This window comes from Peribacillus saganii, from assembly GCF_003429095.1.
Lineage (GTDB): Bacteria > Bacillota > Bacilli > Bacillales > DSM-1321 > Peribacillus > Peribacillus saganii.
The window spans coordinates 25,308-38,017 of the sequence record NZ_QVTE01000051.1 but is presented as its reverse complement, the minus strand read 5'-3'; the positions used below and the strand labels follow the sequence as shown (position 1 = coordinate 38,017).

The following is a 12,710-nucleotide window of genomic DNA, read 5'->3' as shown; positions in this document are numbered from 1 at the left end:
AAATTGGGATTATTCATTCACATATTCAGCCTGGTAAGAATTGGCCCCGGCATGTACGGACAGCAGTGTATCGGCATATCCGACAAGCCGGTTCACAATTTCATCTGCGATTGCGTATACCAGGCTATGAACATTGATGTCATGTAATTGAGGATCGTCTAAAATAATCGTCGTGTTAATATAAACATCTCTATTGCCATACAGGTTATACTGGATAATCGCCTTTCCGGCCGCTCCTCCAGTATAAGGATCCAGATATGGAGGAATAAAAATAAACCATTCCTCAGCAGTAGCTGATCTCAGGTTTTTCGTAAAAGAAATTGTGGATATGACTGCATCTATTTTTTTCTTGTTAGAAGATAGGTCAATCACATCTTTGTTTTCGGTCATGGGCGGGTTCTTGGATCATCATAATCAGCCGTGGAAGCCAGCAAATAAGCATCCAGCAGACTCTCTTTTTCATCAGGATCATCAATATTAACCAAGTATTGCTGGTCACCTTCTGATTCAACACGCATTAAAAAAGAATCTTCACCAGAACTTAACAAGGCATAACTGCCTTCATTCATTTCAAAAAGGGCTTCAACAGCATATTCTGATTCTTCTCCCTGTTCATTTTGAATCGCAATAATATCACGCTCTTTTAATTTATCCATGGTGCCACCTCCATAGCATCGTGATGAATCTGAACTGGCTGCATTTTTATCAACATTTGTTTATTACAGCAAAAATCAGCTTCCCGGTTATTTTCTCCCCAACAACTCTTTTCAATCAGTTATGTTTCTGGAATGAAATACCCTGCCTCCAAAGAGACAGGGAATAATTTGTAAGTTTAACTTAAATCTTCTTCTTTTTTTAATAATGTTTTATGAATCCAAATGGCTGCCTGAAGCCCATCCCCCATGGCGATAGCTGCCTGTTCTGAATGGACAGTCATATCACCGGCAGCCCAGACCCCTGAAACACTCGTTTCTTTAGTACGAGGATTAACAACAACATGTTTGTTATCGTTATCTATTTCTACACTAATTTGCTTTGCCAGATCTGTATTGACAGAATTTCCTCCAAATGAAATGAATCCGCGATCTCCTTCCACGGTGCGCCCGTTTTCTAAAATTACTCCTTTAAAGGAGGAACCATCTTCTGCAATAACCTCTTGAATAGCTCCATCAATACATTCAATATTGTTTTGTTTCAGCTTCTCTAAAAGGGCGGTGTCAATTGGCGCAGAATCGTGGTTTAGAAAAATAAGATCTTTTGTCCAATAGTCTAAGCCAATAGCCATTCCCGCACCTGAATTACCCGATCCAAGCACTATGGTACGTTTGTTTTTGATTTCGTAGCCATCGCAATCGGGGCATAGATATACCGTATGTCCCAGGCAGGGTTTTAGATTTTTTATAGGAGGGATATTATCCTTAATGCCAGTAGCCAGCAAAATAGTCTTCGCTGAATAGGTCTTCTGCTTTTCAGTCTGTACAGCAAATGAATCTCCGTCCCGCTGAAGGGATACAGCAAAATCTTCAGTAAACGAAATATTATATTGGGACGCATGCTCGCGGCCTAGCCTCCTAAGTTCGTCTCCGCTGACCCCATTTGGATAGCCAAGAATATTATGATAGCAATGGCAAAGCGTCGAGCGTCCGCTGTTTGAATCAATTACGAGCGTGTCATGCTTATACCTTCCAAGCTGAATGGCTGCCTGCAGACCGGCTAAGCCACCGCCGATGATAATACAATCCAATAGTTTCATCCAATCACCGCCATTTCACAAAATAATCGCTCTCTTAGTATCCAGAAACTCATTATTTACATACCTGAATTGGAATGAGGATAAACAAATCCAGCTGAAAAAACAGACTCAAGTTTAATATTTCAAACCTTGATCGAAATTCTTTTTCTAGGAGTGAATCGTTGTTTTCCCGGAACTATCCAAACAATTTTGGAAAAAACTTTACCTTTCGCTAACGTCGCCCGCTTTCTCCAACGGCCAAAAGAATACTTGTTTCGGGGTTGAATAATGCAGAAGAGGTTCATCTAGCAGTGAGAAATCCAACGTATTTTGTTTAATTTGGCAATCTGCTGTTTGAACCCGCCACATGTCATGGTGTATATCCCCGCGGTATATCGATTTTCCTCGTTCAGTAAAAAAACAATACCTTTCAAACAGCCAATGCTCCAGACTTCCAGTTTCAGGAATATAAATGTCCGACACCGGTTTATAAGCTGCATAAAAGTCAAACGCTTCTTTTCCTGGATGATTTCGGCTGCTGCGAAAATTGATAAATGACCCATCCACCCTGATTTCCATTGCTGCGTTGCGGTAGGGCAGGCTAAAAAATATGCTCGCTCCGGCCACGGAAGGGGGATGGTTTGCATCCAAACTGAAAAAATAAATCCCTGGTACGCCCTTATATCTCACATAAGTCCTTACATTCAGCTCAATATACGAGCCTAACAACGGGATTTCCGGAAGATTTCTTGCCCGCATTCCATCGACCAAAAAGGGGATGATGGCTATATAGGCTTCGCCGTTAAAAGTATCGAGCTCCAGGGCTGGAGGAAGCCTTGAATTTAACTGGTCTTTTGAGGCCTTCCAGTGCATGAACAATAAATGATTCCATTTCTGAGTTAAAATCCAAGGCGAAGCAGGGGGTGGATAGGGGCGCTGCTTTAATTCCAAGAACTCTTCATGCATAAATAAATAGCTGCTCCTTTCCAATGATTCATTTGTTATCTTTTATATCTCCTTTTTCAAGATCTTTAAAACAATGCAATAGATTGTGTAACGTATTGTAGGAAGCCTCCGTCAGTTAGGTAGGAGGCGTTAGTATGAGAAAAATATATTTTTCTGTTGCCGGGATAGCCATGTGTCTTTTGGTCGCATTGATGTATGTTTTCCTGTCGGGGAAGCCGAAGCTAATAAATGAATTCAACACTAAAGTTCCATATCAAGTGTTGACGAACCATTCATGGAAAGTGATGTTTACTGATAAAATCAACAATTCCAGTTTGACGCAAAAACATTTTTATGTGACCGATGAAAAGGGGGAGCGCCAGAATACCAGTTTGTCAATCGATTACTCTCGAAAGACAGTAGTAATTTTACCGCCGAAGGATGGCTACAGCTTAAAATCCAAAAGCTATGTTCTCCACATCTCGAAGGAGATAAAATCAACTGCAGGGCGAAGGCTTGGCTCAGAACAGGAGATAGGTTTTACAGTCCAGCAGTCGCTTCCTGTAATCGGCAGCAAACAACGTTTGAATGAACATTTTCTAACGATATTAAAACGCGAAAAAGATCAGAAAAGATTTTGGTCATCAGAAGAAAAGTCAGCAGAAAAATCGGATAGTGCAGCAGGCGGATCAAATGAAAATGCTGATGGTTCAGAAACAAATGTCCAGGTGGCTGGTATTGAGGAGGGTGACACTGTCAAAACCGATGGGAAATATATTTATCATCTCGTCGATGGAAAGATTAGTATCATAAAAACCGATAAAGGAACAATGGATAAGGTGGGAGAGATTCGGTACAACACTGAATTTTATCCTCAGTCCATTTTCCTGGAGGAGAATCAGCTTGTTGTAATCGGTAATGAAAGCGGAGATTGGAAGTACCAGAAACGGCAGAACAGCGAGGATAAGATCTCTAGGCCCTTTTATGAATTCACAAAAACAATTGTTTATGATATGAAAAACCCTGAGAAGCCAGTAAATACACGAGAAGTTAAACAGGAAGGGCATATGATTTCATCCCGGAAAATCAGCGGGATCTTATATATTGCTTCCATCTATTATCCGGATTATACGATGCTTGAGAAGGGAGATGCTGACCTGCGCCCATTATACGCTGATACTGCAGACGGACAGAGGATGCAGAAGATCAAATATGATAAAATAAGCTATTTTCCCCAGTCACAGGAGAGAGGCTTTTCTATACTATCTGCCTTTGATTTGACTAAGCCATCTGAAAAAGCAGAGATTACAACACAGCTGGGCAGCGGGGAACAGTTTTATATGTCAAAAGAAAACATATATCTCGCTGTAAGCGACAATTCAAATAGTGAAGGGAAACAAGACTTCATATGGAATCCTGATACATTAATATACAAGTTTGCAATAAAAGGAACAAAAATAGTCTTTCAGCAAACAGCTACAGTAAAGGGAACACTTTTAAACCAATTTTCAATGGATGAACATAATGGTTATTTTAGTTAGTTTCACTCCGTTCGTCCGGATTAGCGGTTCCCTGCCGCCTTTTTGGCTTATCAATTTCGTATCATGGCCAAACCCGATAAGATGGTTTTCATCAAGCGGATGAAGATAATCACTAAAACCGGGAATCTTCAGTTCACCGAGCACCTTTGGGGCATTTGGATTGGCTGCATCTATGACAAACAGAGGGTCAACCTGCTTGAATGTTACCACATAAATTTTGTCACCCATAAATCTTGCAGAATATATTCTCTCACCCCTTGCCAGGTTTTCGAGCCGGCCGGTCAGCTTCATGTTTTGATCATATATATAAATATGGTTTGAAGAAGGACTTCTACCATCAAACGTCTCCCCTTTTGTTGTGGCAATAACATTATTTGATGTTACGGATGTAACGCAACCAAAGGAAAAGTTTTCTGAAGTCATAGGTGCTAACGGTACCAGCTCTCCGTTAAATTATGACCATAGGGCATTGCTTTTTAATAAAAAAACAGGATTGTTTGCTTTTCCTGTCAGCATATACAGCGATGTAAAGAATTCAGAAGAAAAAAAGCTGGCGTTTCAGGGGGCCCTTGTGTTTACAGTTGATAAAACTAACGGATTTACATTGCAGGACAGAATTACACATATAGAAGAAGGAAAGCTTCCGCTATACGAAGAATGGGGGACGGGTATTGAACGCCTGATTTATATTGGTGATACAATGTTTGCACTTTCTCCGTCTAAAATAACTTCTCACAGCCTGACGGATTATAAAAGAACAGGTGAGCTTTTGCTTCAATAGATTCAGGCCAATGTAAAAAAAGAGGATGTCCAATTTAATGGAACATCCTCTTTTTATTAAGATCGGTTTTACAGCCTTAGCTAATCAGGCTTGGCACGTGGCTTTCGCCGTTAACAATTTCTTCTACCTCACTGCCTTCAAGTGTTTCTTTTTGCAGAAGGGCTTCAACAAGCTGATTGTATTGGTATTGGTTACTTTCGATGAGCATTTCAGCGCCCTGTAGGGCTTCATCAAAAATATCCTGCATTTTTGCTTCTTTTGCTCCTTTATTAAAGGTTAGCGAGAAACCATCATGCAACATACCGATCTCAACCATTTGTTCTATGACATGCTTCGCTTGCATGACATCCCCGCCTACACCGACACTATGTTCCCCGAGGAACATCCGTTCAGCAACACCGCCGGCAAGGATCATTTTTACCTGATCAAGCAGTTCACTGCGGGTCGATAAATGAAGTTCCTTTGGAATAGGTGCTACATAACCAAGGGCTTCGCCCCGTGGGATTATGGTTGCCTTACGGACGGAGCCGGGTTTTGTTAATGCTGCAATCAGCGCATGTCCTGCTTCATGGATGGCAACCCTGCGTTTTGTTTCTGGATCCTTTAATGTTCTTGAAGTGCTTCCTAAAATAGTCCGGTCCAATGCGAAATCCAGGTCGCTTTTCTCGATCATATCCTGGCCGTTACGTACAGCGCGTCTGCTTGCTGTCTCAAAGAGAGAACTCAGTTCTGCACCTGAGAATCCGGAGGTGCTGTCTGCTAGCGTATCAAATGATGCTACTACATTAGACGCAAGTTTTTTACCGCGTGTATGGATATCAATAATTTCCCGTCGGCCTTTCGTATCCGGAAGCGGTACATTAAATGAAAAGTCTACCCTTCCTGGACGAAGGAACGCTTCATCAAGCATATCCTTCCGGTTTGTTGCTGCGATGAACAAAATGCCATCATTGCTATGCCCGCCATCCAGCTGGACAAGGAGTTCAGTCAGGGTTTTCTCACTCTCATCCCCACCGCCCTGCGGCTTACGTTTACCCGCAAGTGCATCCACTTCATCGATAAAGACAACTGCAGGAGATTGCTTTCTGGCGTTTTGGAACAGACTGCGGACACGGGACGCTCCAACGCCAACATACATTTCATTGAATGCTGAGCCGCTGGTAGAGAAGAATGAGGCATTCATTTCCTTTGCAATAGCCTGCGCAAGCAAGGTTTTACCGGTACCAGGGGGTCCGTATAGCAAAATGCCTTTTGGAGGCTTAATGCCAATCTTCTCTGAACGTTCAGGATCTTTTAAGATGGCAAGTGTTTGAAAGATTTCCTCTTTCATTTCTTCTGGGATTCCACCAACATCATCAAGCGTGATAGATGGAAGGGGACGTGCCTTTGCGAGGCTGTTTTTCATCTTGCTCGCTGTGCCAAACCCTTCTTTTCCCTTCTTATGAAAAATGATTGCCCCAGTTGCTGCAGCAGCAGCCAGTACAATTAGAATCCATTTACCGAAAGGAGTGCTATTTGAAAACGAATATTCTACATTATATTTTTCTATAATTCTATCAACAGATTCGCTGCCAGGAGGAACATTTGAAATGTAGTGCCCGTCTTTTGTTGTCAAAGTTAACGTTCCATCTCTTTTTTCTTCGAGCGATACTGTTTTGCCATTTTGGCTTTCAATGGTTTGAACCATTGTTGAAAAAGAAACAGGCACCGGTTTGCTGGCGCTCTGTATATACCATAAATACCCAGTTGCTGCTAAAAGTAACGCCACAAAGAGCGGAAGAAATTTCAACATCAATTTCGAACGTTGTTTCAACCATTTCAACTCCTTTTAAAATATAAAACTATTATAAATAATTAAAGCTGGTATAAAACAGGTAAATTTTAGTAATATTGAAAAAGTGTGAATTATTTGTGACATTTCCTTTGTAATAAGAATGTAAGGATTTTAACGATTGAAAGGGAAGAAAAAGGGTAAAAAAAATAATATGGAAAATAAGGAGGGTGATTGTTATGGCAAAAAGGAATCAACTGTTAATGCTGGGAGCCGGGCTAGCAGGTGCGGCCTACTTCCGGAAGAAAAATAATCGGCAGAAGGCAATGGACTTGATTAATTCAATGCGTGACCAGGCCATGAAAATGATGGGTAAGGACCAAAACAAAAATATAGAACCTACCATTAAAAAAGCAGCCTATCCAGATCCTTATGATATCCCTGACAACGAGATGGTAGCTGAAGGAAGCCTTTATGGCATTGATTATTATAACCGGGAGAAACAAACTACTTAACCTAAAATGGTAATGATTATGAATAGTACTTATATTGCTGCATCGAAATTTAGGTGCAGCATTTTCTTATGCTCAAATTTAGAATATCCCTAAACCCTGCAAACAACTTTGGTTTTAAATGGAACGGGAAGATTCGTTCTGTTCCGGAAATAATAAAATCGATAACCTTGAAAGGATGGGATGAGGATGTCTTTAGAATGGTTTGACAGAGTAAGCGGAGAGTTGCAGGATCATCTTGAATCAATCTGTGATAAATTCGACCAAGAGGGTGGAATGACCATAGAACGCGGGGCAAAACATCCAAGAATCGAGTTCTACACAGAGTTGGACGATGACGAAAGAGCATATTTTTGCACGCTGTTTTTTGATCCTCATAATGAAGAATTCTACATGGAATCCGTCGATCCTGAACTGATTCAAGCAAGCAAGGTTGTCCTGACTGATATCGAGGATATCGTTGATGCAGTCCATGAAAGTTTCCATGACTTTATGGATGATGATGACATGGATGAACAATTTGATATGGATGCCCCTTATGAGACGGATGTAGTTTATGAAATGGATGATGACCATGGTGAGTCAGATGATATTGAATATGTATACGATTTGGACGATGAGTCCGACACTGAGCTTTTTGAAATCGATGTCGAATGGGAAACACCTGAGGTTACCGCTTATTATAAGGAAAACGAAGTTGAAGTAACCTATCAGTTCGGTGTTGTACAGGAAACAGGTGACGGTGTATTAAGGAGAATCAACCGCATCTATACCGACGATGAAGATATGATTAAAGATGAAACTAATTTTATGTTCAGCAAGGAAGAAGCTGGTACCATTATTGCCATGATTGCCAGCCACATGGATTCCCTCAGCGAAATGGAGCACTAGAAAAGCGAACGCCTCTGGTCAGCCCTGATGCTGTGACGGCTTTTTCGTCCAGCATCAGGGGCTGGCTAATTAAGCCGCGTTATGGCAGCGAGAAAGAACCTTGTCCAGATTGAACTAGAGGACAAGGTTCTTTCGTTAATTTAAAGAGGCAGCAACTCATATACCTCGTTTAATTGGATATAACGCTCGTCATCCTGGACTTCCTTGGCATGGTTTATTTCCTCTGGAAGGATTTGATTGAGCAGCGCTCTTTCACCGTGGTTCAAGTCGTTCACCAGTGCTTCCTCGGTTGGGAAGCTTCCGTGCTTTATTTTATCGTAAATTTGCTGTGCCTCAGGATATTGGTCTGTATAGTTAGAAAGGATTTCTCGCAGGTAACCAATCGTACGGTCCATCTTACCATTCCTTTCATAAAAGCTTTTTTTCAATCTTTCCGTACATGTCGGTCAGTGGGCTTTCTTTTTCTTGCGAGTTGAGTCAGCTTTGTAAGACCCTGTTTCCCTATTTGTTGTTCCCTGACCCTCAGGCTGTGATGAACCAAGGCCGATTGTTGAAGGATCTGTTTTTCTTTTTGCCATCTTGCTCACCTCCATAGTTTACTTTCTCTTATAAGTATGGTTTGTATTCATTTTAAGAGAGGGGTAACCTAGGAATAAAGGGAGGGCTAAAATTCTTTTCCTTTTACAATTGAAGGATTAATTTCAATAATTACATTTCCTTTTAACGCTCTGGATATCATGCACGATTCTTCGGCTTTTTCGGATAGTCTCCGGGCGAGACGAATGTCCCTGTCCATTGCATTGTGTAAAAGGACTATTTTTGGCCTATGTATAATTTTTCTATATGTAATCACTCCGTTGGAAAGCTCCACTATTCCTTCAGAACATAAAACCAGGTCTTTTTTTTTCAATTTACTCCTTTCCATCATAGCCGCCAGTGTAATTATATAACATGTTGCTGCTGCACCAAGCAGCATTTCATCAGGATTGGTGCCAATACCCGGACCATCCATTTCAAGTGGAATGGAAACCTTTGTTTGCAAATTTCCTGTATTTATTTCTCCGACATCATTGCGAAGGCCAGGCCAGTTCGCAGTCAAATGAAAATGATGTAAAGCCATCGAATCACTCCTTTTGTCAGACTCAATTGTACCGGAAGATTGCTCCGACAGCCAATGGACCGTCCAAGGAAAAAAGGGATTTTATGTTTTAATAAGCAGGATTTAAAAAGATATAAGTATCAAATAGTTCCCCTCATTGTAAAGGTATGGTAAAATTTTAAACAGATTTTGTAACAGGTTTATTACACATTGTAAATTTAAAGTGAAAAAATCAAATTTACTGAAAAGTTCATTTGGGAAAAAACTGTGGTATAATGCTCTCTATGCGTTTCTTTCATGCTTTTTAAAGAGGTGTAAAAAATGAGTAAAACTATGAAACTTATGAAAATGGTGAGCCGGCAGAAATTGGCGTTCTTTTTTATTGCCGTCATCCTTTTCTGGCTAAAAACTTATGCTGCCTATAAAATTGAATTCACATTAGGAATCGATAACTCACTTCAAAAATTCCTGCTATTCTTAAATCCCTTGAGCTCTGCTCTCTTTTTCCTTGGTGTTGCGCTTATTTTTAAAGGACGCCTGCAGCACTGCGTACTTTTAGGAATCCATTTCCTGCTTTCGTTTCTGCTATATGCAAACGTAGTGTATTACCGGTTTTTTAATGATTTTATTACCGTGCCGGTGCTCATGCAGACCAAAACAAACGGCGGCCAGCTGGGTGACAGTGCACTGTCATTAATGTCTGTTTTGGACATACTTTATTTTAGTGATTTCTTCATTCTGATTTTATTGCTTGCTTTTAAAGTTTATAAACCTGTTGAACAAAAGAGCAGAAAAGCATACTTCTCAGTTTTGACAGCTTCCGTATTGGTTTTCCTTTTAAATTTAGGACTTGCTGAAAAGGATCGACCGGAACTTTTGACACGTTCGTTTGATCGAAACTATCTCGTCAAATATCTGGGAACATATAACTTTACAATTTACGATATGATCCAGAATGCAAAATCATCAAGCCAGCGTGCGCTTGCTGACAGCAGTGACATATCAGCAGTAGAGAACTATGTTAAAGCAAACCATTCAGTACCGAACCCTAAATATTTCGGCAAGGCAGAGGGTAAGAACGTAATTTATATCTCTTTGGAATCATTCCAAACATTTTTGATCGACTATAAAATTAATGGCATGGAAGTAACGCCGTTCTTAAACTCGCTTGCACATGGAAATCAAACATTTTATTTTGATAATGTCTTCCACCAAACGGGCCAGGGGAAAACCTCTGACGCCGAGTTTATGATGGAGAATGCATTATTCCCTATGTCACAGGGATCTGTTTTCGTAAACAAAGCTCAAAACACTTATCACGCTCTGCCAGCGATTTTAAAATCCAGAGGATATACGTCTGCTGCCTTCCATGGCAATTACAAAACATTCTGGAATCGTAATGAGATGTATAAGTCACTTGGCTATGATAAGTTCTTTGATGCGGAATATTACAGCATGTCAGATGAAAATACAAAGAACTATGGCATGAAGGACATTCCTTTCTTTAAGGAGTCCATGCCGCTCTTAACAAGCTTGAAACAGCCGTTCTATTCAAAATTCATTACGCTTTCCAACCATTTTCCATTTAAAATGGATGAAGGCGATACAGATTTCCCAGCCGGACAATTTGGCAATAATAATGTAGTTAACCAGTACTTCCAGTCAGCACATTACATGGATACTGCGATACAGCAATTTTTCAATGACCTGAAAGCTTCCGGACTTTATGATAATACAATGGTCGTGATGTACGGAGACCATTATGGGATTTCTGAAAACCACAATGAAGCGATGGCAAAAGTAATAGGCAAGGAAATAACGCCATACGAAAATGCCATGCTCCAGCGCATTCCGGTATTCATTCATGTTCCGGGTGTAAAAGGAAGTGTCAATCATACCTTTGGCGGACAGGTTGACATCAGGGCAACCGTCCTGCATCTGTTGGGTATTGATACGAAGGATTACCTGGAATCAGGTTCAGATTTATTATCTGAAAAGCGTAAGCAAATTGTGCCATTCCGTAACGGAGACTATGTGTCAGCACAATTCACTAAGGTTGGTGAGCAGTGCTATAACACTGCTACCGGTGAAGAAGTGGAGAAAAAGGATTGTCAATCAGTCTCAACTGTAGTTAAAAACCAATTGAGCATATCAGATGATATCGTATTAAAAGACCTTCTCCGTTTTTATAAGCCAGAGGGCTTTGAACCAATTAATCGCCTTGATTACAATTATGTAAAAGAGGAAGAACCAAAGGCTGAAGACCCAGCCATTATAAAGAATTAACAATAATGGAACCCCTGCCGAATTGCGCAGGGGTTCTTTTTGGTTTTGATAAGAAAATTAAATGGTGCAATTAAACAGCTATCCTCTTCAGTTGTTTTGCCTTTGGTTTACCCGAAAATAGACTGTGCAGAATCATGCCGGTAATAACCATTATGATACCGATAATGGACCATATCCCTGGTATCGAGCCTTTCAGAAAAACAATTTCTCCTAGAAGGGAAAAGAGAACAGCCCCTGACTGGGTGGCCTCGACTGCGGCTAGCGAGTGCATATCATGTTTTACCATATTGGTTGCAAAAAAATAAAGAACTGTGGCAACTACACCGGAACTTAAGGCGACAATAAATGTTTGAGCTAGCTGTGCACTACTCGGAGGAGCCTCTGAAACAAATCCGTAGATAGAAAGAGCAATCCAAAGTGGCATGCTTGCAATCGTCATCCCCAGAACCCTTTGAAATGTACCAAGGTCTGACCCGCAAAGCTCCATCATTTTTCTATTACCCAGCGGGTAGGCAAAAGCTGCCAGCAAGATAGGAAGGACACAAAGAATGACTTCCTTGGCTGATACCTGACCTGCATTCTCTGATTGCATAATAGCGACCCCTAGTAAAATCAGCAACGAATATACCAATCCTTTTATGGGAAAGGATTGTTTTGCATTCTTGCTGTTCTTTTGCAAAAATGGGATCAACAAAGTACCAGCTACTATTGTAATTTGCCATGTACCCGCAATCAGCCAGCCTGGGCCAAAGGATGATGCGTAGGTTAAAGGTGCGTAAAAAAGCCCGAAACCAACAGTGCTCCAGGTGAGCCAGGCAAGCGGGTGCTGCTTCAGGCTGGCAAATAGAGGTTTTAGGTTTCCCTGTAAACCGACAATAATAAATAAAAATGGAATCATAAAGAAAAACCGTAAGGAAGAGCTCCAAATCCAGCTTCCCCCTGATAGCTCCATTGCCCTGTTCAGCACAAAAGTGAAGGCAAAGAAAAAGGAGGCTAAAATGCCTAGTAAAATTGCTTTGTTCATGTTGCACCTCTTTTTAAACTCTTTGTAAAAATAAGTATATACGACAAATATCTGAAGTGTAAGAATATTTCGGGAAAAATAATTCGAAAAATTTCCTTTTCCTTGTCACTAGTTCAATTACTTAGAAT

Annotated in this window: 14 protein-coding genes and 1 pseudogene; 5 read left to right on the top strand and 10 right to left on the bottom strand. The window is 40.7% G+C overall.

Annotated elements, in window-relative coordinates:
- Nucleotides 1-9: 9 nt before the first annotated feature.
- The 4 genes from D0469_RS17090 to D0469_RS17075 form a co-directional block, all read right to left on the bottom strand.
- On the bottom strand, nt 10-390 hold the full coding sequence (locus D0469_RS17090) for a hypothetical protein (RefSeq protein ID WP_117327936.1): 381 nt from the start codon (nt 388-390) through the stop codon (nt 10-12).
- On the bottom strand, nt 387-656 hold the full coding sequence (locus D0469_RS17085; protein WP_117327935.1) for a DUF1292 domain-containing protein: 270 nt from the start codon (nt 654-656) through the stop codon (nt 387-389). Before D0469_RS17085 ends, D0469_RS17090 begins: the two co-directional genes overlap by 4 nt.
- Nucleotides 657-832: 176 nt before the next feature.
- Nucleotides 833-1,753: an NAD(P)/FAD-dependent oxidoreductase gene (locus D0469_RS17080; protein WP_117327934.1), complete on the bottom strand. Its 921-nt coding sequence runs from the start codon at nt 1,751-1,753 to the stop codon at nt 833-835.
- 201 nt (nt 1,754-1,954) lie between these two features.
- The gene (locus D0469_RS17075) at nt 1,955-2,698 is read right to left on the bottom strand and encodes a YqjF family protein (protein ID WP_117327933.1); all 744 of its coding nucleotides are present in this window, start codon (nt 2,696-2,698) and stop codon (nt 1,955-1,957) included.
- Between the two features lie 134 nt (nt 2,699-2,832).
- On the opposite strand from D0469_RS17075, the gene D0469_RS17070 reads away from it, so the two are divergent.
- Complete coding sequence (locus tag D0469_RS17070; protein WP_117327932.1) at nt 2,833-4,218, top strand: beta-propeller domain-containing protein; 1,386 nt, start codon at nt 2,833-2,835, stop codon at nt 4,216-4,218.
- Here D0469_RS17070 and D0469_RS17065 read toward each other — a convergent pair.
- A pseudogene (locus tag D0469_RS17065) lies at nt 4,213-4,584 on the bottom strand (beta-propeller domain-containing protein); the annotation flags it as partial. The gene D0469_RS17070 and the pseudogene D0469_RS17065 sit on opposite strands and share 6 nt — an antisense overlap.
- Here D0469_RS17065 and D0469_RS17060 point away from each other — a divergent pair.
- Nucleotides 4,577-4,999, top strand: a complete 423-nt coding sequence (locus tag D0469_RS17060; protein WP_158553546.1) for a beta-propeller domain-containing protein — start codon at nt 4,577-4,579, stop codon at nt 4,997-4,999. The pseudogene D0469_RS17065 and the gene D0469_RS17060 overlap by 8 nt on opposite strands.
- A gap of 76 nt (nt 5,000-5,075) precedes the next feature.
- On the opposite strand, the gene D0469_RS17055 is transcribed toward D0469_RS17060, so the two are convergent.
- Nucleotides 5,076-6,812, bottom strand: coding sequence for an AAA family ATPase (locus D0469_RS17055; RefSeq protein WP_407675751.1), 1,737 nt, complete (start codon nt 6,810-6,812; stop codon nt 5,076-5,078).
- Between the two features lie 197 nt (nt 6,813-7,009).
- On the opposite strand from D0469_RS17055, the gene D0469_RS17050 reads away from it, so the two are divergent.
- A complete protein-coding gene (locus tag D0469_RS17050; RefSeq protein ID WP_117327929.1) occupies nt 7,010-7,285 on the top strand; it encodes a hypothetical protein in 276 nt (91 codons plus the stop codon).
- Nucleotides 7,286-7,471: 186 nt separating this feature from the next.
- On the top strand, nt 7,472-8,173 hold the full coding sequence (locus D0469_RS17045) for a hypothetical protein (RefSeq protein ID WP_117327928.1): 702 nt from the start codon (nt 7,472-7,474) through the stop codon (nt 8,171-8,173).
- 140 nt (nt 8,174-8,313) lie between these two features.
- On the opposite strand, the gene D0469_RS17040 is transcribed toward D0469_RS17045, so the two are convergent.
- From D0469_RS17040 to D0469_RS17030, 3 genes are all read right to left on the bottom strand, one after another.
- The gene (locus D0469_RS17040; RefSeq protein ID WP_117327927.1) at nt 8,314-8,568 is read right to left on the bottom strand and encodes a sigma-G-dependent sporulation-specific acid-soluble spore protein CsgA; all 255 of its coding nucleotides are present in this window, start codon (nt 8,566-8,568) and stop codon (nt 8,314-8,316) included.
- Nucleotides 8,569-8,619: 51 nt separating this feature from the next.
- Nucleotides 8,620-8,751 (bottom strand): YuzL family protein, encoded by a 132-nt coding sequence (locus D0469_RS17035; RefSeq protein WP_117327926.1) that lies wholly within the window; start codon nt 8,749-8,751, stop codon nt 8,620-8,622.
- Between the two features lie 86 nt (nt 8,752-8,837).
- Complete coding sequence (locus D0469_RS17030) at nt 8,838-9,293, bottom strand: OsmC family protein (RefSeq protein WP_117327925.1); 456 nt, start codon at nt 9,291-9,293, stop codon at nt 8,838-8,840.
- A 300-nt stretch (nt 9,294-9,593) separates the two neighbouring features.
- Here D0469_RS17030 and D0469_RS17025 point away from each other — a divergent pair, with 300 nt between their 5' ends.
- On the top strand, nt 9,594-11,558 hold the full coding sequence (locus D0469_RS17025) for an LTA synthase family protein (protein ID WP_117327924.1): 1,965 nt from the start codon (nt 9,594-9,596) through the stop codon (nt 11,556-11,558).
- Between the two features lie 70 nt (nt 11,559-11,628).
- Here the strand turns inward: D0469_RS17025 and D0469_RS17020 are convergent, their stop codons facing one another.
- Nucleotides 11,629-12,582, bottom strand: coding sequence for a DMT family transporter (locus D0469_RS17020; RefSeq protein WP_117327923.1), 954 nt, complete (start codon nt 12,580-12,582; stop codon nt 11,629-11,631).
- Nucleotides 12,583-12,710: the final 128 nt, after the last annotated feature.